A 22190-nucleotide genomic window follows, 5' to 3' on the forward strand; every position below is an offset into this window, starting at 1 on the left:
TACTCGCTACTCGCTACTCGCTTAGTGTGGGTCTTCCGACCAACCATCGCTATCCGACATGTCAGGTGCGCCAGCGATACTGTTCTCTTCGTCTGCCCATTCACCGAAATCAATCATCTGACATTGCTTGCTGCAAAACGGGCGATGTGGGCTTTGTTCACCCCATTCAACGTCAGTGTTACATTGAGGGCATTTAACGATGGTGATTTTGTTCGACATAGTGATTCTTAATTAGAGGGGGTAGTAATACCAATCGTAGCAAATAACTGGTCATCCTAGCTTGTTAAAACGCTCGATAACTTCGTTAGAAATTTTGATTGTAGAATAACTACTTATCGAAAATTTCTGTCTTGTTCTCAAGCCTTTTTCCTACGCTATTTATGAACACTTACTTACTGTGGTTGGCATAAGAAATAGTTTAGGCTCAAGTGACAACTCAAGCCAAACAATAAAGGTAATGAATTAGCTGCAGATAGCCAACTCAAATTCAATATCTTGAGTACAGGCTTGCCCAGTTTCAAAGCTCATAAATTTAATAGCGAAACGGTTTTTATGTCCCGAGATCATCGGGTAGGCACCGTACTGCATTGGAATTGAAAGGCGAAGGATATTCGCTTCATCAGCATCGCTTTGGAAGAAACCTGTACGAGCGATCTGATCCTTAAAGTGACCAGTCTCTCTGGTGAGCTTCAACCATAGTGTTAGCGCTTCATACAGAGGCTGTAAGCTATCCATCCATGTCTTAGCATCTCTAATTCTTTTATCAAGAGGAAGATGAAGCCAATAATGTAGAGCCGGTAAATCAAAGCAACATGAGCCACCTGGCAAGTTAAAGCGTTGACGAATAGCGCTAAGGAAGCGGTCCTCTTTTAATGATTGCCCAAAACGTTCCGCCTGCATCAGTTCACGATAGATATGACTAATATCATTGAGCAATGATGTCAGCATCTCTTGGTCGACACCTTCAACATCTAACCAACTTTTATAGGTTACACGCTGTTTTTCAATATCTTTTGCGAGTTCGCTCTTAAGTTGTATCTGTTCGAATATTTCAATCAGATCAAAGATAGAACGGAAAAAGAGTTGATACTGTTGAGCATCGGAAAATGCAGAAGACAGGTGTAACTGCCTCAAGAGTGATTCAACTCTTAAGTAGATGCGTGTTTTCTCATTTAGAGGATGTTCAAATTTGTGGGTGATCATCGAGCAAACCTTCATTCAACATTGTTCTATTCTGACCCATCTACTGCACTGATTGCCAGATACTTTTGATGTAAATCTGTGATTTGAGGCAAAAGTTCTTGGTTTTTAGTATGGTTTTTAATCACGTCATCTGCAACTGCTAAGCGCTGTTCTCTTGATACCTGTGATTTTAATATTGATTCAACTTGTTCCCTAGAAACATTATCGCGACTCATCGTACGTTCTATTTGCACTTCTACCGGCACATCAACGATTAATACGCGATCGGTCATGCCTTGCATTTGGTTTTCAACCAATAGCGGTGCGACTAATAAACCATATGGGGATGTGATTTTAGACAGGTCACTGTCAATTTTGTCGCGGATCATAGGGTGAAGCAGTTCATTGAGCCATTGTTTCTCTGTGGGATCAGAAAAGATCACTTCGCGCAGTTTAGCTCGGTTTAGCGCCCCATCTTCGAGCAATACCTCTTCACCAAAATGAGTCGCAATCTGTTTTAGACCTTCACTGCCCAACGCCACCACTTCACGTGCCACGATATCAGCATCGACAATATCAATGTGAAAATGTTCGCTGAAGAGATTAGCTACCGTCGTTTTACCACTGGCGATCCCACCGCTTAATCCGATAATGATTGCCATGGTTAAATTCCTAATACAGAAGTTAAATACCAACCCATGATGTCGTTACCCCACATTAAACTTACCCAACCCGCAATCGCTAGGTAAGGTCCAAATGGGAACGCTTTATCTATGCCTTGCTGTTTCAAGCGAAGTTGAATCAAACCAAATATTAGGCCGACAAGCGAAGATAAAAGAATGATCATCGGCAGATGTTGCCAACCCAGCCATGCACCTAATGCGGCTAGGAGTTTGAAGTCTCCATATCCCATGCCTTCTTTGCCTGTTAGTAGCTTGAACAACCAATAAACAGACCACAAAGCTAGGTAGCCGGCCATTGCGCCAACTACGGAATCTTGAAGCGATACTGGGCTGATGTTAAACAGTGCTAACGCGATACCAGACCAAACCAAAGGTAAGGTGATTTGATCAGGTAACAGCATGGTATCTAGGTCGATAAAGGTTGCGGCAATCAATGCAAAGGTGAAAAAAATCAAAGCAATGGCGTAGTAACTGAAACCAAAGTGGCTAGCCACTACGGTGCATAGTATTGCAGTCAGCAGTTCGACCAATGGATAGCGAGCACTGATTGGGTTAGCACAGCTATGACACTTACCTTTCAAGAACAACCAGCTCAATATTGGAACATTGTCGGCGATTCTTAATTGGGTTTTACATTTCGGGCAAGCCGAACGAGGGATACTGAGATTGAACTTCCCCTCTGGCGCAGGAATTTTATATTGAGAGAAATACTCCGAGCACTCTTGTTGCCACTCTCGTTCCATCATAATCGGTAAACGGTGTATGACTACGTTGAGGAAACTGCCAATAAGAAGGCTAAAAATGAAAGCTAATACGGGGAATAGCCAAGGATAGTAGTGAAATACTTCCATAGTGTCCTTTACCACTTAATCAATACAAGCAGTGGTTCTCTGCTTGAAGGGTGTTTGGTTGCTTTGAGCTATCCTAACACACTCATAAGATTAAAGATCGGTAAGTACATCGCGACAACAAGCCCACCAATAGCGGTGCCTAAAAATACGATGATCAGTGGCTCTAGAATCTTACCTAAATTATCGACGGTGTTGTCGATTTCAAATTCATAAATAGATGCGATTTTATTGAGCATGTCATCAAGGTTACCGGACTCTTCTCCTATCATGACCATCTGTAAAACCATCTCAGGAAAAGCATCGGTATTGCGCATCGCGATATACATCGGCATGCCAGCGGCAGTTTCACGGTGAACCTCGATGATGGCCGATTCATAATGCAGGTTACCTGCGGTTTTGGCTGTGGTCTTCAGGCTGGTTAAAATAGGAATCCCTGAACTAAAACTGGTTGATAAGGTTCGGCTGAATTTGGCGATTGAGGCTTTGGCCAATACTCCGCCAAGAATAGGGAATCGCAAACCTAGACGGCTGAATGATAAACGAATGGAATAAGACCGTTGACGCAGTTGGTAGGTAAATAATGTGACTAACCCTATGCCAACGGCAGCATAAAGACTGTAAGCCTGTACCCAATGCGAAAGGGAGAGTACTTGTTGAGTAAACCAAGGGAGGTCTGCCCCGAAGCTTGAAAACATCGATTCAAATTCGGGAATTACCATGGTGAGCATTAAGTAAGAGACAGTAAAAGCGACAGCGACCACCATTGTGGGATAAATCAGTGCTTTTATGACCTTAGACTTTAGCTGCTCACTCTTTTCTCTATAGGTTGCTAAGCGCTCAAAGACTTGCGCTAGGTTTCCGGAAAGCTCGCCAGTAGCGACTAAGTCGGTGTACAGGTCGTCAAAGTGAGAGCTTGCCGTCCGCATCGCTTTTGATATAGGGGTTCCCGCTTCGACACCTCGACAGATGTGCAATAGAATTGATTTCATTTCAGCTTTACGGTGATTGTCTGACACTAGCTTAATGGCCTGAACGATAGGCACGCCAGTGGCAAGCATGGTCGCAAGTTGTCGAGTCAAAATGGTGATGTCTTTGGCTTTGACTCGGTGTGTTAAACGAGTGACTGCTGAGATGCTTTTCTTTTTGATTTTCTTAATCTGAATATGCTGATCTTTGAGCTTTTCTCGTACTTCTAATTCAGCGAGTGCCAAGGTTTGCCCTGACACCTTTTTGCCTGAGCTGTTTATGCCTTTCCAGTGGTAGTTTTTTAATTGTGACTGCAGTTTAGTGCTCATGAGTGCTCCGATGGATTATAGATACAGAACACGTTGCAGTTCTTGATAGCTGGTCGTGCCTTCAAGCAACTTATCGATACCGGATTCTTGCAGTGTTCTCATTCCTTCTCTACGCGCGAGATCTTCAATCTCTAACGCGTTAGGTTTATTGATCAGACTATTTTTTAGTTTGTCGGTAAACGGCATCACTTCGTAGATACCCACTCGACCGGAATAGCCCTGATTACACTCATTGCACCCTTGTGGGGTGGCTTTGTAGAGTGTTTGATTGTTAGGAATAGAGTGACGTAGAAATATGTCCGGCGAGTTGTCAGCTGCTTTACAGTGGTTACACAGCCGCCTTGCCAGTCGCTGCGCGATAATCAGGCTCAATGACGAAGCGAGGTTAAATGGTTCTATCCCCATATGGGCGAGCCGAGTCACGGTTTCCGAAGCTGAGTTAGTATGGAGTGTCGAGAGGACTAAGTGACCCGTTTGCGACGCTTTGATCGCGATCTCTGCGGTTTCTAAATCACGGATCTCACCGACCATCACTACATCAGGATCTTGTCGCAAGAACGATCGTAGTGCTTCGGCAAACCCAAAACCGATCTTTGGCGTCACCTGTACCTGATTGATACCACACAGGTTGATCTCCACCGGATCTTCAGCTGTTGAGATATTACGCTCAGAGGTGTTAAGCATGCGAAGCCCTGTGTAAAGAGAGACCGTTTTGCCACTGCCTGTGGGCCCAGTCATTAAGATCATCCCTTGCGGGCGTTTTAGGGCATTGAGATAGAGCGCTTTTTGATCCTCGCTGTAACCTAATTTATCGATATCTAAATTGGCTGCGCTGCTGTCTAGAAGACGCAGTACGATCTTTTCTCCCCACAATGTCGGTAGAGTCGACACACGCATATCGATCGCCAGCTCGTCGTTCAAACGCAGCTTAATACGGCCGTCTTGAGGTAAGCGACGTTCAGCGATATCAAGTTTGGCGAGAATCTTTAAACGAGCGGATAACCGACGGCTTAAATGAGACGCGGGCTGTTGGACCTCAACAAGAATGCCATCGCAACGCAGACGCACTCGGTAGTTTTCTTCATAAGGTTCGAAGTGGATGTCTGATGCGCCTTTACGCACCGCATCAACCAGTATCTGATTGATAAATCGACTGACAGGGGAATCGTCTTGACTGAGATCTTCAATTGAACTCATTTCATCGTCAGAGACTTCAACAAGATTGGCGAGCTCATCTTGGGTGATCTCTTTGCGCTTAGAGTCTTGCCCGGAAATAGAGCGACCATACAGCTTTCGTATGGCGCCTTCTAATTCTGAATAGTTAGCGACAACGAGTTCTATCTGCAATCCAGTCGCGAATCTAAAATCGTCTTCAGCTTGCAAGTCGGTTGGATCGGCAGAGGCGAGCGTGAGAGTAGAGTTAGTGAGGACAACTGGGATAGCACGATACTTAGTGATCAATTCTCGAAGTCCCAATTGGTCACACAAGATTTCATAGTCAGTATTGGCCAGTTGCACTAACGGCAAACCGAAAATGGTTTTGATGTTATTAGCGAGGCTCTCGCCGGTGAATAAGCCCAGAGTGAGCAAAGCTTCAGGTGTAGAAATACCTGAAGCTTGTACATGTTCCGCAACGGCTTGTTCTTGAGTCAGGCTAAGTAAGTTAGCCTGACGGAGAACGGTGCAAAGATTAGTATACATTACCTTTCTGGACACCAGTCTGCATTGCCAGCACCGGTACAAGTTACTGCCCATGTAACACCTGAGGCTGATATTGATGGAGTTAAAACAACTGTAGAATTAGCAGCTAATGCCCCTTTTGCTGCAACTGTTGCTGTTATATTTCCTGTCGCTGTTCCTAATGCAGCTTGAGCAATAGTGGAAGATACAGTGAAATCATCAGTAGCATTTTTTTGAAATTGTTGATTTCCAGGAACACCACCAGTTCCAGATGAACAGTCGGCTTGTCCATCAAGTAAGCATATACTGGTTGCTGTCTTGAATGCTGAAGAAGCACTTAACATTTCACTAGCATGTGCTCGGTTTGTATAATTTTGATAAGCAGGCACAGCAAACGCAGCTAAAATCCCAATAATCGCCACCACAATCATCAATTCAATCAGCGTAAAGCCTTTCTGGTTTTTTCTTTTGTTTTTCATTGTTCTATTCCATTCGTTTAGTTTGTTTCAGTGCAAGCACCGGTTGATGGAAAGAATAGAAGTTGAGATTTAGAAGTGGAATGGTGTTCAGATGCAGGCGCGAGTGGTTTTGTATTTATTGGTGTGTTGTTTCATATGGAGCGCAAAATTATGCGATCAGCTTAGTTAACTGATTGATATACTGATAATAAAAGCAATAAAAAGGCATGGCTGATTGCCATGCCTAGAAGTTAAGTGATTGATAGAACTATGAGATTAAGCTTTGAATCGCATTGAAAGGTCCATTGCTTTTAGATGCTTAGTCAGTGCACCCACTGAGATGTAATCGACACCCGTTTCAGCGAACTCTGCAATCGTATCTAAAGTCACGTTACCTGAGTTTTCTAGTGCTGCACGACCTGCGTTAATTTTAACGGCTTCACGCATCATGTCAGTGGTGAAGTTGTCTAGCATGATGATGTCTGCACCGGCGCTGATCGCTTGCTCTAGCTCTGCTAGGCTTTCTGTTTCCACTTCCACTGGCTTACCCGGGTTAAGCTCTTTTGCTGTCGAGATCGCTTTCTCAATGCCACCACATGCGATGATATGGTTTTCTTTGATTAGGTAGGCATCGAAAACACCAATACGGTGGTTGAAGCCACCACCACAAGCCACAGCGTATTTTAGTGCGCTGCGAAGGCCTGGAATTGTTTTACGCGTGTCTAATAGGCGGCATTCTGTGTGTTTGATTTTGTCAGCGTAGATTGCTGTCGCCGTCGCACAACCCGATAGTGTTTGAATGAAGTTCATTGCGTTACGCTCACCGGTTAAAAGTGCGCGAGCAGGGCCTGCTAGCGTGCAAAGTGTTTGGTTTGGTTCAACCTTGTCACCGTCTTCTACGTTCCACTCGATAGTGACTTCACCGCCCAATTGCTTAAACACTTCATCAGCCCAAGCTTTACCACAGAACACACCGTGCTCACGGGTAATGATGGTTGCGCTGTTGATTGCGTCTGCAGGGATTAGACTTGCCGTAATATCAGCCGCTGGATCTAACGTTCCACCTAGATCTTCTTTGATGGTCTCAGCGACTGCGCGAGTGATCTCTAGCGGCAGTTGCTCTTTTAAGTAATCAAGGCGTTGGTGGCTGTTATGTGTGTTTTTCATCGCAAATCTAATCTTGAAAGGGAGTGGGAATGGAATGATACTCTTGCTTAACTTCAAATTAAAGAGGCTAGCGTGACTGCTCTATGGGTAAGGTCACATCTTATTGTGCTAGCAGAAAAGAAAGTGAGACCAAGATGACGATCAGCTCCAACGGATGGTATGACAACGCTCGGCATGTTCCTTCCCCGTATTTTGATGTTAGACCTAGTGTCTGCGATATCTCTCTGCTGGTGGTTCACAACATTAGTTTACCTCCGGGGCAATTTGGTGGGCCTTACATCGAACAGTTTTTTACGGGCAAACTTGACCCAGAAGAGCATCCATTTTTTCAGGTGATTCACCAAATGGGTGTGTCTGCACACTGCTTGATTCGTCGTGATGGTGAGGTTGTGCAGTTTGTTTCGTTCCTTGATAGAGCTTGGCACGCTGGCCAGTCCAGCTTTGCCGGCCGTGAAAGGTGTAATGACTATTCGATTGGTATTGAACTAGAAGGAAGCGACTTTATCGCTTATACAGAGCTGCAGTACCAAGCGCTTACTCGATTAACAGAAACGATCGTATCGACTTTCCCTCAAATAACCACCGAACGTATCACTGGTCATCAATATATAGCCCCGCTACGAAAAACTGACCCTGGTTTGGTTTTCGACTGGCAGAAGTTTAAAGGCGAGCTCAAGGTTTAAGCCTCATTATTGAAGATGCTTTTATTGTTGCTGGTGGTTGAATAGTCAACGCCAGGCATAATCACTTGTGAATTTTTGTTGTTGCGATGTAAATAAAGTGGTTAGGGGGAGGGCGTCAATAAATCGAGAGTGTGACGAGCTTATCAAACGATCTAATATTAAAAATTATGAACAGGATTTCTACCTCTAATGTGCGCTTGGTTTGATTTTTAATCAAGTGGCACTCATCTTTCTGAAACAATCCATTTTTATCCTGAAACTTTCTAGCACGGATACTCCCCAAAAGTATTACCCCTGTAAATGGTAAGACCAAATTGGTTGCTGTTTTAAATTTCATTTGTTAAATCACGGTTAATTCGTGCTGTGTTCTATGATTCAGGTCAATTTTAGTCTGGACAGTGGCGTTTTAATTATGTTAATTTCTGCCCAACTTAAAATTGGTAATACCAATTGTCAGCGAAGAAAAAGAAGAACAACAAACTATGGCTTATCAAAGGATTCGTCAGCCAAAACTCTCGGACGTTATCGAACAAGAGTTAGAAAGGTTGATAGTGGAAGGAACACTGGCTCCAGGGCAGCAGCTGCCGCCTGAGCGTGAACTGGCGAAACAGTTCGATGTGTCTCGTCCTTCAATCCGAGAAGCGATACAACGTTTAGAAGCAAAACGCTTGCTTACTCGCCGTCAAGGTGGAGGTACGTTTGTTAGCGAAAATATCTGGAAAAGCTTTTCAGATCCTTTGCTTAATTTGTTGTCCTCCCATTCTGAAACCCAACTAGACTTGTTGGAATCGCGTCATGCGATGGAAGGGATTTCGGCTTACTTCGCGGCATTACGTGGTACTGATGAAGACTTTGCTCGAATTCAAGCATGCCAAGAAAAAATTCGCGGTGCGCAAGATAAGGGTGATATTGAAGCCGAGTCTGCAGCTGTGATGGCTTTTCTTATTGCTTTAACAGAGGCAGCGCACAATGTGGTGTTATTGCACATTGTTCGTAGCTTGGCTCCGTTACTCGAACAAAACGTCTTAGAAAATTTAAAACTGTTGCATCGTCGTAAAGACGTTGTGGAGAAAGTGAGTATACATCGAGCTAACATTGTAGATGCGATCGTTTCAGGACAGCCAGAACAGGCGCGTGAAATGTCACACTCTCATTTAGCTTACATCGAAGAAACATTGATGGATTTGACCAAAGAAGAATCGCGCCGCGAACGTTCTTTACGTCGAATCCAACAGGGTAAATAGTCGTAATACTTCGGCTTTTTACGTGTTTAGTAGAATCCAACTAACAAAAAGGATAGATCGCCATGTCTGACATGAAGCATGACGTTGATGCTCTGGAAACTCAAGATTGGTTAGAAGCTCTTGAGTCAGTAGTACGTGAAGAAGGTGTAGAACGTGCACAGTTTTTACTAGAACAAGTTCTAGATAAAGCGCGTTTAGATGGTGTTGATATGGCTACAGGCATCAACACGAACTACATCAACACAATTCCAGCAGCACAAGAGCCAGCTTACCCTGGTGACGTAACTCTTGAGCGTCGTATTCGTTCGATTATTCGCTGGAACGCAATCATGATTGTATTGCGTGCTTCTAAGAAAGACCTAGACCTTGGTGGTCACATGGCTTCTTACCAGTCAGCAGCAGCGTTCTACGAAGTATGTTTCAACCACTTCTTCCGTGCTCCAAACGAGACTGACGGTGGCGATCTAGTTTACTACCAAGGTCACATCTCTCCAGGTATCTACTCTCGTGCATTCGTTGAAGGTCGTCTAACTGAAGAGCAGCTAGATAACTTCCGTCAAGAAGTTGATGGTAAAGGTATCCCTTCTTACCCGCACCCTAAACTGATGCCTGAGTTCTGGCAGTTCCCTACAGTATCTATGGGTCTAGGCCCTATCTCTGCTATCTACCAAGCGCGCTTCCTTAAGTACCTTGAAGGTCGTGGCATGAAAGATACTTCAGGTCAGCGTGTATACGCGTTCCTAGGTGACGGTGAGATGGATGAGCCAGAATCACGTGGTGCTATCTCTTTCGCTGCGCGTGAGAAGCTAGACAACCTATGTTTCCTAATCAACTGTAACCTACAGCGTCTAGACGGCCCTGTAATGGGTAACGGTAGCATCATCCAAGAACTTGAAGGCCTATTTAAAGGCGCAGGTTGGAACGTTGTTAAAGTTATCTGGGGTAGCAACTGGGATTCTCTACTAGCTAAAGACACGACTGGTAAGCTTCTTCAGCTAATGAATGAAACTATCGATGGTGACTACCAAACATTCAAATCTAAAGATGGCGCATACGTACGTGAGCACTTCTTTGGTAAGTACCCAGAAACAGCTGCACTAGTTGCAGACATGACTGACGACCAAATCTTCGAACTGAAACGTGGTGGTCACGACTCTTCTAAACTGTTCGCTGCATTCAACAATGCAAAAGAGACAGGTGGCAAACCAACAGTAATCCTAGCTAAGACAGTTAAAGGTTACGGTATGGGTGAAGCTGCAGAAGGTAAGAACATCGCTCACGGTGTTAAGAAGATGGACATGACTCACGTACAATACCTACGTGACCGTCTAGGCCTACAAGACATCCTTTCTGATGAGAAAGTATCTGAGCTTCCTTACCTAACACTGGAAGAAGGTTCTGCTGAGTACGAATACCTACATGCTCGTCGTAAAGCACTACAAGGTTACACTCCTCAGCGTTTGCCAAAATTCACGCAAGAGTTCAAAGTTCCTGAGCTAGACGCATTCGCACCTCTACTGGGTGAACAGAAGCGTGATATCTCTACAACGATGGCTTATGTACGTACGCTTAACATCCTTCTTAAAGATAAGAACATTGGTAAGAACATTGTTCCTATCATCTGTGATGAAGCTCGTACATTCGGTATGGAAGGTTTATTCCGTCAGGTTGGTATTTACAACCCACACGGTCAAGACTACACGCCTGAAGATAAAGGCATCGTTTCTTACTACAAAGAAGCGACTTCTGGTCAAGTTCTTCAAGAAGGTATCAACGAACTAGGTTCTATGGCTTCATGGGTTGCAGCTGCAACTTCATACAGCACAAACGATCTACCGATGATTCCGTTTTACATCTACTACTCAATGTTCGGTTTCCAACGTATTGGTGACATGGCTTGGTTAGCAGGTGACCAACAAGCTCGTGGTTTCCTACTTGGTGCAACTGCAGGCCGTACAACGCTAAACGGCGAAGGTCTACAGCACGAAGATGGCCACTCGCACATCATGGCGAACACAGTACCTAACTGTATCTCTTACGACCCAACGTTTGCTTACGAGCTAGCGGTAATCATGCAAGACGGTATCCGTCGCATGTACGGTGAGAACCAAGAGAATGTTTACTACTACCTAACAGTAATGAACGAGAACTACGCAATGCCAGCAATGCCAGAAGGCGCTGAAGAAGGCATCCGTAAAGGTATCTACAAGCTTGAGTCTTACGCTGGTTCTAAGTCTAAGGTTCAATTAATGAGCTCTGGTACTATCATGAACGAAGCGCGTAAAGCCGCTAAGATCCTGAGCGAAGAGTACGGCGTAGCATCTGATGTATTCTCTGTAACGTCGTTCAACGAATTGACTCGTGACGGCCAAGCGGTAGAGCGTGACAACATGCTTCACCCAGAAGCTGAAGAGAAAGTACCTTACATCACAACTGTTCTTGGTAACGAACCTGCAATCGCAGTTACGGATTACATGAAGAACTACGCTGAGCAAGTACGTGCATTCATGCCTTCTGAGTCTTACAAAGTACTTGGTACTGACGGTTTCGGTCGCTCAGACAGCCGTGAAAACCTACGTCGTCACTTCGAAGTAAATGCAGGCTACGTTGTTGTTGCAGCACTTACTGAACTGGCTAAACGTGGTGATGTTGAGAAATCAGTAGTTGCTGAAGCAATTGCTAAATTCGGCATCGACGCAGACAAAATTAACCCGCAATACGCATAAGACTGGCATTAAGGTAGGTAAATACAATGACAATCGAAATTAATGTACCAGACATCGGTGCTGACGAGGTTGAAGTAACTGAGATTCTTGTAAACGTTGGCGACAAGGTTGAAGAAGAACAGTCACTGATCACTGTTGAAGGCGACAAAGCTTCAATGGAAGTTCCTGCGTCTCAAGCGGGTATCGTTAAAGAAATCAAGATTTCAGAAGGTGATTCTGTTTCTACTGGTTCTCTTATCATGATCTTCGAAGCGGAAGGTGCTGCAGCAGCACCGGCTGCGCCAGCAGTTGAAGCGGCGGCACCTGTTGCAGCTGCTCCAGCAGCGGCGGCTGAGCTTAAAGAAGTTCACGTTCCTGATATCGGCGGTGATGAAGTTGAAGTAACTGAAATCATGGTAGCTATCGGCGACGCAGTAGAAGAAGAGCAATCTCTTCTTACTGTTGAAGGTGACAAGGCTTCAATGGAAGTTCCTGCACCATTCGCTGGTATCGTTAAAGAAATCAAGATCGCTTCTGGTGATTCAGTATCTACTGGTTCTCTAGTGATGGTATTTGAAGTGGCAGGCTCTGGCGCTCCAGTTGCAGCAGCTCCTGCTCCAGCGGCGGCACCAGTTGCAGCGGCTCCAGCAGCATCTGCTGAGAAAGAAGTGAACGTTCCTGATATCGGTGGCGACGAAGTAGAAGTTACTGAAATCATGGTAGCGGTTGGCGATACAGTAGAAGAAGAGCAATCTCTAATTACTGTTGAAGGCGACAAAGCTTCAATGGAAGTGCCTGCACCATTCGCTGGTACAGTAAAAGAAATCAAGATTGCAGCTGGTGACAAAGTGTCAACAGGCTCTTCAATCATGACTTTTGTTGTTGAAGGCGCAGCTCCAGTAGCAGTAGCGGCTCCAGCACAAGCAGCAGCTCCGGCAGCAGCACCTGCACCTAAAGCAGAAGCAGTAGCTCCAGTAGCTGGCGACTTCCAAGAGAACGGCGAGTACGCTCACGCATCTCCAGTTGTTCGTCGTCTAGCTCGTGAATTCGGTGTAAACCTAGCGAAAGTTAAAGGTACTGGTCGTAAGAGTCGCGTACTTAAAGAAGACGTTCAGTCTTACGTTAAAGATGCACTTAAGCGTCTTGAGTCTGGTGCAGCAGCATCTGGCAAAGGCGGCGATGGTTCTGCTCTTGGTCTACTACCTTGGCCAAAAGTTGACTTCAGCAAGTTCGGCGAAACTGAAGTTCAGAAGCTTTCTAAGATTAAGAAGATCTCTGGCGCTAACCTGCACCGTAACTGGGTAATGATCCCTCACGTTACACAGTGGGACAACGCAGACATCACTGAGCTAGAAGCATTCCGTAAAGAACAGAACGCAATCGAAGCGAAGAAAGACACTGGCATGAAGATCACTCCACTTGTGTTCATCATGAAAGCTGTTGCTAAAGCGCTAGAAGCATTCCCAGCGTTTAACTCTTCTCTTTCTGAAGATGGCGAAAGCATCATTCTTAAGAAGTACGTAAACGTGGGTATCGCTGTTGATACACCAAACGGCCTAGTTGTTCCTGTCTTCAAAGACGTGAACAAGAAAGGCATTTACGAGCTATCTGAAGAGCTAATGGCTGTTTCTAAGAAAGCACGTTCTGGTAAGCTAACAGCGGCAGACATGCAAGGCGGTTGTTTCACAATCTCTAGCCTTGGTGGTATTGGCGGTACTGCATTTACTCCAATCGTAAATGCTCCAGAAGTAGGTATCCTAGGTGTATCTAAGTCTGAAATTAAGCCAGTTTGGAATGGCAAAGAGTTCCAACCACGTCTACAGCTTCCACTGTCTCTATCATACGATCACCGTGTGATCGATGGTGCTGAAGGTGCACGCTTCATTACTTTCCTAAACAGCGCACTATCTGACATTCGTCGTCTAGTACTGTAATTGAGAAAGTAATTATTAAGGTGACTTTCGGGTCACCTTAATTCTTTATATAAAGACTATTTTTAGAGAACAGTTTCCGGCATTTCTCATAAACTGCGGGGGAATTGTTGTCTAGCTCACAGGCTAACTTAAAGCTACTTTCACACTGTTAACATCTCTGTAAAATGTTTCCTGTTTGAAAGCCCAATAATTTTAAGAACATCTACTCAGCCTGTTAGGGATAATGACTACAAGAGGTCACAATGAGCAAAGAAATTAAAGCCCAAGTTGTTGTACTTGGTTCAGGTCCTGCTGGCTACTCAGCGGCATTCCGTTGTGCGGATTTAGGTCTAGAAACAGTACTAGTTGAACGTTACAGCACTCTTGGTGGTGTATGTCTAAACGTTGGTTGTATTCCATCAAAAGCACTTCTTCACGTATCTAAAGTAATTGAAGAAGCAAAAGCGATGGCAGAGCACGGCGTTGTATTCGGCGAGCCACAAACGGACATCAACAAAGTTCGTATCTGGAAAGACAAAGTAGTTGATCAACTGACTGGCGGTCTTGGCGGTATGGCTAAGATGCGTAATGTTACTGTTGTTAACGGTTTCGGTAAGTTTACTGGTCCTAACAGCATCGAAGTTGTTGGCGAAGAAACGACAACAATTAACTTTGATAATGCAATCATTGCAGCGGGTTCTCGCCCAATCAAACTTCCGTTCATCCCACATGAAGACCCACGCATTTGGGATTCTACGGATGCACTAGAACTAAACGAAGTACCAGAAAAACTGCTTATCATGGGCGGCGGTATCATCGGTCTTGAGATGGGTACGGTTTACCACTCTCTAGGTTCTAAAGTTGAAGTTGTTGAGATGTTCGATCAAGTTATCCCAGCTGCGGATAAAGACATCGTTAAAGTCTTCACTAAACGCATCAAGAACAAGTTCAAGCTAATGCTTGAAACTAAAGTTACTGCTGTTGAAGCGAAAGAAGATGGTATCTACGTTTCAATGGAAGGCAAAAAAGCACCAGCTGAAGCTGAGCGCTACGATGCTGTTCTTGTTGCTATCGGTCGTGTTCCAAACGGTGCACTTATCGACGCTGAAAAAGCGGGTATCGAAGTTGATGAGCGTGGTTTCATCAATGTTGATAAGCAAATGCGTACTAACGTTCCTCACATCCACGCGATCGGTGACGTTGTTGGTCAACCAATGCTTGCTCACAAAGGTGTGCATGAAGGTCACGTAGCTGCTGAAGTTATCTCTGGTAAGAAGCACTACTTCGATCCTAAAGTAATTCCATCAATTGCGTACACTGAGCCAGAAGTTGCTTGGGTAGGTAAGACTGAGAAAGAAGCGAAAGCGGAAGGCCTGAACTACGAAGTTGCTACTTTCCCTTGGGCTGCTTCTGGTCGTGCAATCGCTTCAGACTGTGCTGACGGTATGACTAAGATGATCTTCGATAAAGATACTCATCGCGTAATCGGTGGTGCTGTTGTTGGTACTAACGGTGGTGAACTTCTTGGCGAAATCGGCCTAGCAATCGAAATGGGTTGTGATGCAGAAGATATCGCACTGACTATCCACGCTCACCCAACTCTACACGAGTCTGTTGGTCTAGCTGCGGAAGTATTCGAAGGTTCAATCACTGACCTTCCAAACAAAAAAGCAGTAAAAAAGAAGAAATAATTCTTCTTTAGCCACTCGCTAATGTTTTTAAAAGCCGCTGATTCGTCAGCGGTTTTTTTATGTCTGAAGAAAAGATGGTCGTCATGCTTGTAAGAGATCCCCAACTCGCTCCTCCCTCGCTCTTGAGGATGACGAAGTGAAGCGTAGTGGTTCTTTATATCCGTCATTCTCTAGAGTGACGAAGGAAGGAATAGGGAAGCTCAGGCTTTAGTGTCTGATTAATTTTTTTGTCTGTCGTTTATAGTGACGATGAAGTTAAGCGTAGTGGTTCTTTATATCCGTCATTCTTTAGAGTGACGAAGGAAGGAATAGGGAATCTGATTAGGTGAGAGGAAATAAAAAAGGGTTAGCGTAAAAGGCAACCCTTTAGTTTTGTTCGAAGATCGAATCTACTTATAAATGCACAGCATGTTCAAGTAGCTATCCGTCAAGGTCGAAAGTTCTTCTTGCGTATCTACACGTTTCGCTTGGATGAATAGCGAGTAGCAAATGCCGTGGAATAGATTTGCTAGATGTTTAGGATCGTGATCGTCACAGACTTCGCCGCGTTCAATCGCCTTGCTAAACATGTTTTGTACTAACATCTGGTTAGTGCGGTTAGTGGTTACAAACAGAGGCCACACTTCATCGCGAGTTGATGCACTCCATTCGAACCATACATTTAACCAATTGCTATCTTGAGCCACTAACGTCACCATTTCAGTCGCAATATTATGTAGATTTTCTTTTGCGTGAATATCTAGGTCAATGTTGTCTGAAAGGAAGTTCGAGAATTGACGAACAACGTGGTTAAGTACTTCATCAACCAGATCTTCACGGGTAGGGAAGTAGTTAAATACTGTTGCTACTGACACCTGAGCGATGTCGGCAATATCAGCGTGTCCACCGCGGCCAATGCCACGGCGAGAGAATACTTCAAGTGCGATTTCCATCAATTGAAGTTTTCTTTTTAAGGGTGAAAGCCTAGTTCTAGGTCTCTTCGTTATTGAGTCCATATTGTTTTTCCTTGCCAACGAATTTTTATATTAATGATTTTATTATTATTTAAGCCAAGATGAGTGTAATGGTGCATATGTGAATGGTCAATCCCTTGTGCTTGTTTTATAGACAGTTACATCAAACTTGATACATAAAGCGTGATCAGTGTTGATGTGAAAGGATGCGAGTATTGGATAACGCACCAATGCACATTTCATTGAGAATCTAACAGTAAATTCGAACCATAAGGTGGTGTGGGTATTTGAGCAGTGCTAGACTTACGCACAAAATTGAGCGACACAACTGACGAAAGTGTCAACATTCGTCGTAATCACCAAATAAAATGAGAGCAGTATGAAGCATACAGTTGAAGTCATGATCTCTGAGCAAGAAGTTCAGGATCGAGTGAACGAACTAGGCAAGCAGATCACGGAGCACTACCAAGGTAGCGAAGATCTAGTTTTAGTTGGCTTATTGCGCGGATCTTTTGTCTTTATGGCGGATCTTGCTCGTGCTATCGATTTAACTCACCAAGTGGATTTCATGACTGCGTCTAGCTACGGCAACGGCATGGAAAGCTCACGTGATGTTCGTATTTTGAAAGACCTTGATGATGACATTCAAGGTAAAGATGTTCTACTTGTAGAAGACATTATCGATACTGGTAACACGCTGACTAAAGTAAAAGAAATTCTGAGCCTGCGTGGTCCTAAATCTATCGAAATTTGTACGTTATTAGACAAGCCTTCTCGTCGTGAAGTCATTGTAGACACAAAGTGGATTGGTTTTGAAATCCCAGATGAATTCGTTGTTGGTGTGGGTATCGACTACGCACAAAAATATCGTCACCTACCGTACATCGGTAAAGTTGTACCTCAAGAGTAATAACGACTCTGTTGAACACAAACAAAAAAGGCTCGCAAAACGCGAGCCTTTTTTATATCTATTCTTTCTTATATCTATTGGTTAGACGTTAAGAATTAACCTAGGATTGGAGACGATAGGATTTTATCAAGCGCCGCTAAATGGCTGTTTTCTAAAGTATCATTACTTGAGCAACGAACACCAAGATCTTGCAGCTTGCCATTACCAATACCATAAACCACACCGTGGATTTCAATATCTTGTCCACGTTCCCATGCGCTTTGCATGATGGTCGAGTTACCAAGATTGTAGACTTGTTCTGCAACGTTAATTTCGCATAACTTGTCACCCCATTGTTCACGAGGCAGAGATTCAATTTGCTTACGGTACTTAAGATAGTTATCGCGTATGTGGAGTAGCCAGTTGTTGATAAGACCCAGTTTAGGGTTATCTATCGCTGCGTTAACACCGCCACAGCCGTAGTGACCACAAACAATAACGTGTTTCACTTTGAGTACATCGACAGCGTATTGCACTACTGATAAGCAGTTTAGGTCGGTATGAACTACTTGATTAGCGACATTTCGGTGAACAAACAGTTCGCCAGAATACAAACCAGTGAGACGCTCGGCTGGAACGCGGCTATCTGAGCAGCCTATCCATAGAAAACCAGGGCTTTGACCCTCTTCAAGCGTTGTAAAATACTCTGGTCGTTGAGAGCGAATTTCTTCTGACCATTTAGAGTTGTTTTCAAAAAGCTGTTTAATCTCTGGCATTTTGCGTCTTACATCCCTTAATTAAGAACTCTAACTATACACAATGTTACAAATTCAATCTTGTAAAAACTGTGTCAAATAGTACTCATCTGACGTGTACTAGTCGTTAAAATCATTAACTTAGCGTAAAAGGCATAATCCGGATATAAGAGACGAATAGTGTGATTAAATTAACACTTTCTGAACCGTTGATACATTTGTTAAAGTGATAAGGTTTGTCATTTCATCATCAGGAAGGTGTGTTTTGTTTGGAAGTCGTTTTACGGATATCAATCTCAAAGGAGATATGTTTGGCGGTGTAACTACAGCCATCATCTCATTGCCTTTAGCGTTGGCATTTGGTGTCGCTTCTGGTGCGGGCGCGGAAGCTGGCCTTTGGGGCGCCATCATGGTGGGCCTATTTGCGGCATTGTTTGGTGGCTCAAGCAGCTTGATATCAGAACCTACCGGGCCGATGACAGTGATCATGACGGCAGTAATGACCAGCATGGTGGCCAAGTACCCTGAAACCGGGATGGCAATGACCTTTACCGTGGTAATGATGGCGGGTGCTTTTCAGATATTACTCGGTACATTAAAGCTAGGAAAGTACGTCACTTTGATGCCATATAGCGTGATATCTGGCTTTATGTCCGGTATCGGCGTGATTCTTGTCATTCTGCAACTTTCTCCTTTGCTAGGGCACGCAGCCCCTTCTGGCGGAGTGATGGGCACACTTTCGGCACTTCCTGATACGCTAGCAAATCTGAAAGTCAGTGAGCTGTTTTTGGGGGTGTTAACGCTTGGTATCCTTTTCGGTTTTCCTGCTAAATATCGTAAGTATGTGCCCGCTCAATTGGTCGCTTTAGTGGCTGTAACGCTCTTATCCGTTATTATCTTTGATACCGATTCTATTCGCCGTATTGGTGAAATTCCCGCAGGCTTACCTTCTCTTGTTATTCCGACTATCAGCTCTGAGCAATTCACCACAATGGTTATCGATGCTTTGGTGCTAGGTACTCTTGGTTGTATTGATACGCTTTTGACTGCGGTTATCGGAGATTCATTGACTCGTAAAGAGCATGATTCAGACAAAGAACTTCGTGGCCAAGGCATTGCGAATATGATTTCTGGTCTGTTTGGTGCGCTACCCGGTGCGGGCGCAACCATGGGCACAGTGACCAACATTCAGGTAGGGGCTCGTTCTCCGCTTTCTGGTGTTATTCGTGCTTTGGTGCTTGCGCTAGTGGTATTGGTTGCGGGAGGCTTAACAGAACCGATCCCTATGGCGGTGTTGGCTGGTATCGCGATGTATGTCGGTTTCAACATCCTTGATTGGAGTTTTATTCAGCGCGCACACAAGGTGAGTTATGCCGGCATGGGTGTCATGTACGGTGTGATGTTATTAACCGTGTTCGTTGATTTAATTATTGCGGTCGGGCTGGGCGTTTTTATCTCAAACATTCTGATCATTGAAAGGCTGAGTCGAGAGCAAGCTAGACAAGTTAAGGCGATCAGTGATGGCGATGATGAAGACGATATCCCATTAACTGACAGTGAACGTCAGTTACTGGATAGTGCCAATGGTAAAGTGCTGTTCTTCTACCTTTCTGGGCCGATGATATTTAGTGTTTCAAAAGCGATTTCACGTCAACACTCGAGTATTTCTGATTATGAAGCGATGATCTTAGATCTAACTGATGTGCCTATGATTGATGTTACCGTTGGTTTAGCGCTAGAAAATGCGATTAAAGATGCCCTAGATGCGCAGTGTGAGGTGTACTTATTGTGTCCTAATGAGAATACTCGTCAGCAATTAGAAAAATTCCATGTGATTGACCTTGTACCGGAATCCAATACTTATCGATTCAGATATGAAGCCCTGACAGCTGCAACAAGCTATGTTGATAGAGATGAACATCAATTTGACTCGGTTTAATCTTCAGCAATAATTTCACATGAGTCAGTTATAGACGCCAAATATAGTATTGGTGATTAATGCCGTTAAGTTAATAACTTAACGGCATTTTTATGTTTACTGAACACTGAATTGCTCTTTACGTACTTAATATTCTTGTTCGCTTTCGAAAGAAAGCCTCACTCGGTATTTGTATTAATCGTTAATCAACGATAAACTTGTTTGCAAAATGGCCGAGTAAACAAGTTTGAGTTAGTTTTCTGCTAGCTCGTTTTAAGCATTACTCTCTTCCTCAAGCTCGGTCATCAACATCTTATCTATAGCAAATGGCAGTCTATCTCTATGTATGCATTAGAAATTGAGCAACTAAGAAAAACTTATGCAGGGGGCTTTGAGGCTCTTAAGGGCGTGAGTTTACAAGTAGAAAAAGGCGACTTTTACGCACTACTTGGCCCAAATGGTGCGGGTAAATCCACCACCATTGGTGTTATCTCTTCACTGGTTAATAAAACGTCAGGCAAGGTTAAAGTGTTTGGCTACGACATTGATACCGATCTGGAGCTAGCGAAGTTGAACTTAGGTTTAGTCCCGCAAGAGTTTAACTTTAACCCGTTCGAAACGGTTGAGCAGATCGTGCTACAACAAGCCGGTTACTACGGTGTACCGAAAGCTCTTGCTAAAGAACGCGCTAAAAAGTACTTATCTCAGCTCGATTTGTGGGAAAAGCGTGGCGAACGTGCGCGTAACTTATCTGGTGGTATGAAGCGTCGTTTGATGATCGCGCGTGCACTGATGCATGAGCCTCATTTGTTGATTCTTGATGAACCAACGGCGGGTGTTGATATTGAATTGCGTCGTTCAATGTGGGAATTCCTCAAGGAGATCAACGAGAAGCAGGGCATCACCATTATTTTGACTACGCACTATCTAGAAGAAGCGGAAATGCTGTGTCGTAACATTGGTATCATCAATCGTGGTGAGTTGATTGAGAACACCACAATGAAGTCGCTGTTGGGTAAGTTGAGTGCCGAGACCTTTATTCTTGATCTTGAAGAGGGTGCGACTGAACCTAAACTTGAAGGTGTGAATAGCCAAGTGATGGTTAATGGCTCGCTAGAAATCGAAATCGACAAGAATCGAGGTTTGAATACCATCTTTGATCAATTGAGTGAGCAGCAGGTAAAAGTTCTCTCTATGCGTAACAAAGCAAACCGCCTAGAAGAGCTATTTGTGAGTATCGTCCGTGAGGGGAATAAATAATATGTACAGCCTATATTGGACCGCTTTCTGCAGCTTGTTGACCAAAGAGATCAATCGCTTCACGCGTATCTGGGTGCAAACTCTGGTACCGCCAGCGATTACCATGACGCTTTACTTCATCATCTTCGGTAACCTGATTGGTGCGCGTATTGGTGAAATGAACGGCTTTAGCTACATGGAATACATTGTGCCCGGTCTGATCATGATGTCGGTGATCACCAACTCATATTCCAACGTTGCTTCATCGTTCTTTAGTGCCAAATTCCAGAAGAACATTGAAGAGCTGCTTGTAGCGCCTGTTCCTAACTACGTGATTATCGCCGGCTTCGTAATGGGCGGCGTGGTGCGTGGCTTGTTAGTGGGCACTATCGTCACCTTTGTATCGCTGTTCTTTGTTGACCTTCAAGTCGACCACTGGGGCGTGATCATTGCGACGGTATTTCTCACGTCGGTTGTGTTTGCTCTGGGTGGTTTGATCAACGCGGTATTCGCACGTACGTTTGATGATATTTCTATTATCCCAACCTTCATTTTAACGCCGCTGACGTATCTCGGTGGTGTTTTCTACTCGATCAGTCTATTGCCTGAATTCTGGCAAGGTGTATCGAAGTTGAACCCTATCGTGTATATGGTAAACGCGTTCAGATATGGCTTTTTGGGTGTGTCTGATGTGGGTATTGTGACGTCGTTTGGCGTACTAGGTGTGTTTATTGTCGTGCTGTATGGCATTGCACATTACTTAGTTACAAAGGGGATCGGCTTACGTAGCTAACTTTTGGTTATCCAAGAGCTATTAGTTATCCAGGAACTATTAATTATCCTGAATCGCAGGCAAAGAAAAAGGTCGATATTACATCGACCTT

Annotated in this window: 19 protein-coding genes; 9 read left to right on the top strand and 10 right to left on the bottom strand. The window is 44.2% G+C overall.

Going from position 1 to position 22190, the window contains the following annotated elements:
- Positions 1-21: 21 nt before the first annotated feature.
- From yacG to nadC, 8 genes are all read right to left on the bottom strand, one after another.
- Positions 22-219, bottom strand: coding sequence for a DNA gyrase inhibitor YacG (yacG, locus tag AB4180_RS04670; protein WP_102249162.1), 198 nt, complete (start codon positions 217-219; stop codon positions 22-24).
- A gap of 243 nt (positions 220-462) precedes the next feature.
- Positions 463-1203, bottom strand: coding sequence for a cell division protein ZapD (zapD, locus tag AB4180_RS04675; protein ID WP_102249161.1), 741 nt, complete (start codon positions 1201-1203; stop codon positions 463-465).
- 26 nt (positions 1204-1229) lie between these two features.
- Entirely contained in the window at positions 1230-1844 is a 615-nt protein-coding gene (gene coaE, locus AB4180_RS04680; protein WP_009847605.1) for a dephospho-CoA kinase, read from the bottom strand.
- A gap of 2 nt (positions 1845-1846) precedes the next feature.
- A complete protein-coding gene (locus AB4180_RS04685; RefSeq protein ID WP_102249160.1) occupies positions 1847-2716 on the bottom strand; it encodes an A24 family peptidase in 870 nt (289 codons plus the stop codon).
- A 68-nt stretch (positions 2717-2784) separates the two neighbouring features.
- Positions 2785-4011: a type II secretion system F family protein gene (locus AB4180_RS04690; protein WP_102249159.1), complete on the bottom strand. Its 1227-nt coding sequence runs from the start codon at positions 4009-4011 to the stop codon at positions 2785-2787.
- Between the two features lie 15 nt (positions 4012-4026).
- On the bottom strand, positions 4027-5712 hold the full coding sequence (gene pilB, locus AB4180_RS04695) for a type IV-A pilus assembly ATPase PilB (protein ID WP_102249158.1): 1686 nt from the start codon (positions 5710-5712) through the stop codon (positions 4027-4029).
- Positions 5712-6170 (bottom strand): prepilin-type N-terminal cleavage/methylation domain-containing protein, encoded by a 459-nt coding sequence (locus AB4180_RS04700; protein WP_017103842.1) that lies wholly within the window; start codon positions 6168-6170, stop codon positions 5712-5714. Before AB4180_RS04700 ends, pilB begins: the two co-directional genes overlap by 1 nt.
- 255 nt (positions 6171-6425) lie before the next feature.
- Positions 6426-7316, bottom strand: a complete 891-nt coding sequence (nadC, locus tag AB4180_RS04705) for a carboxylating nicotinate-nucleotide diphosphorylase (protein WP_102249157.1) — start codon at positions 7314-7316, stop codon at positions 6426-6428.
- Between the two features lie 83 nt (positions 7317-7399).
- Between nadC and ampD the strand changes: the two genes are divergently transcribed.
- The 5 genes from ampD (at position 7400) to lpdA (ending at position 15552) form a co-directional block, all read left to right on the top strand.
- Entirely contained in the window at positions 7400-7999 is a 600-nt protein-coding gene (gene ampD, locus AB4180_RS04710) for a 1,6-anhydro-N-acetylmuramyl-L-alanine amidase AmpD (protein ID WP_102249156.1), read from the top strand.
- A gap of 482 nt (positions 8000-8481) precedes the next feature.
- On the top strand, positions 8482-9243 hold the full coding sequence (gene pdhR / locus AB4180_RS04715; RefSeq protein WP_009847596.1) for a pyruvate dehydrogenase complex transcriptional repressor PdhR: 762 nt from the start codon (positions 8482-8484) through the stop codon (positions 9241-9243).
- 62 nt (positions 9244-9305) lie between these two features.
- A complete protein-coding gene (gene aceE / locus AB4180_RS04720) occupies positions 9306-11969 on the top strand; it encodes a pyruvate dehydrogenase (acetyl-transferring), homodimeric type (protein ID WP_009847595.1) in 2664 nt (887 codons plus the stop codon).
- 26 nt (positions 11970-11995) lie between these two features.
- Complete coding sequence (aceF, locus tag AB4180_RS04725) at positions 11996-13882, top strand: pyruvate dehydrogenase complex dihydrolipoyllysine-residue acetyltransferase (RefSeq protein WP_102249154.1); 1887 nt, start codon at positions 11996-11998, stop codon at positions 13880-13882.
- Positions 13883-14124: 242 nt separating this feature from the next.
- Positions 14125-15552, top strand: coding sequence for a dihydrolipoyl dehydrogenase (lpdA, locus tag AB4180_RS04730; protein WP_004735450.1), 1428 nt, complete (start codon positions 14125-14127; stop codon positions 15550-15552).
- A 389-nt stretch (positions 15553-15941) separates the two neighbouring features.
- On the opposite strand, the gene AB4180_RS04735 is transcribed toward lpdA, so the two are convergent.
- Complete coding sequence (locus AB4180_RS04735) at positions 15942-16547, bottom strand: LuxR/HapR/OpaR family quorum-sensing transcriptional regulator (protein ID WP_012604737.1); 606 nt, start codon at positions 16545-16547, stop codon at positions 15942-15944.
- Between the two features lie 337 nt (positions 16548-16884).
- On the opposite strand from AB4180_RS04735, the gene hpt reads away from it, so the two are divergent.
- Positions 16885-17415: a hypoxanthine phosphoribosyltransferase gene (hpt, locus tag AB4180_RS04740; RefSeq protein ID WP_009847591.1), complete on the top strand. Its 531-nt coding sequence runs from the start codon at positions 16885-16887 to the stop codon at positions 17413-17415.
- A gap of 95 nt (positions 17416-17510) precedes the next feature.
- On the opposite strand, the gene can is transcribed toward hpt, so the two are convergent.
- A complete protein-coding gene (gene can, locus AB4180_RS04745; protein WP_009847590.1) occupies positions 17511-18170 on the bottom strand; it encodes a carbonate dehydratase in 660 nt (219 codons plus the stop codon).
- 286 nt (positions 18171-18456) lie between these two features.
- Here can and AB4180_RS04750 point away from each other — a divergent pair, with 286 nt between their 5' ends.
- The 3 genes from AB4180_RS04750 to AB4180_RS04760 all read left to right on the top strand — a co-directional run bounded on the left by AB4180_RS04750 (position 18457) and on the right by AB4180_RS04760 (position 22099).
- Positions 18457-20088 carry a SulP family inorganic anion transporter gene (locus tag AB4180_RS04750; RefSeq protein WP_029223085.1) on the top strand — a complete coding sequence of 544 codons (1632 nt, stop codon included), beginning with the start codon at positions 18457-18459 and terminating at the stop codon, positions 20086-20088.
- Between the two features lie 321 nt (positions 20089-20409).
- Positions 20410-21327, top strand: a complete 918-nt coding sequence (locus AB4180_RS04755) for an ABC transporter ATP-binding protein (protein ID WP_009847588.1) — start codon at positions 20410-20412, stop codon at positions 21325-21327.
- 1 nt (position 21328) lies between these two features.
- A complete protein-coding gene (locus tag AB4180_RS04760) occupies positions 21329-22099 on the top strand; it encodes an ABC transporter permease (protein WP_009847587.1) in 771 nt (256 codons plus the stop codon).
- Positions 22100-22190: the final 91 nt, after the last annotated feature.

Origin of the sequence: Vibrio sp. 10N.286.49.C3 (assembly GCF_041469545.1) — a bacterium.
GTDB classification, from domain to species: Bacteria; Pseudomonadota; Gammaproteobacteria; order Enterobacterales; family Vibrionaceae; genus Vibrio; species Vibrio tasmaniensis_A.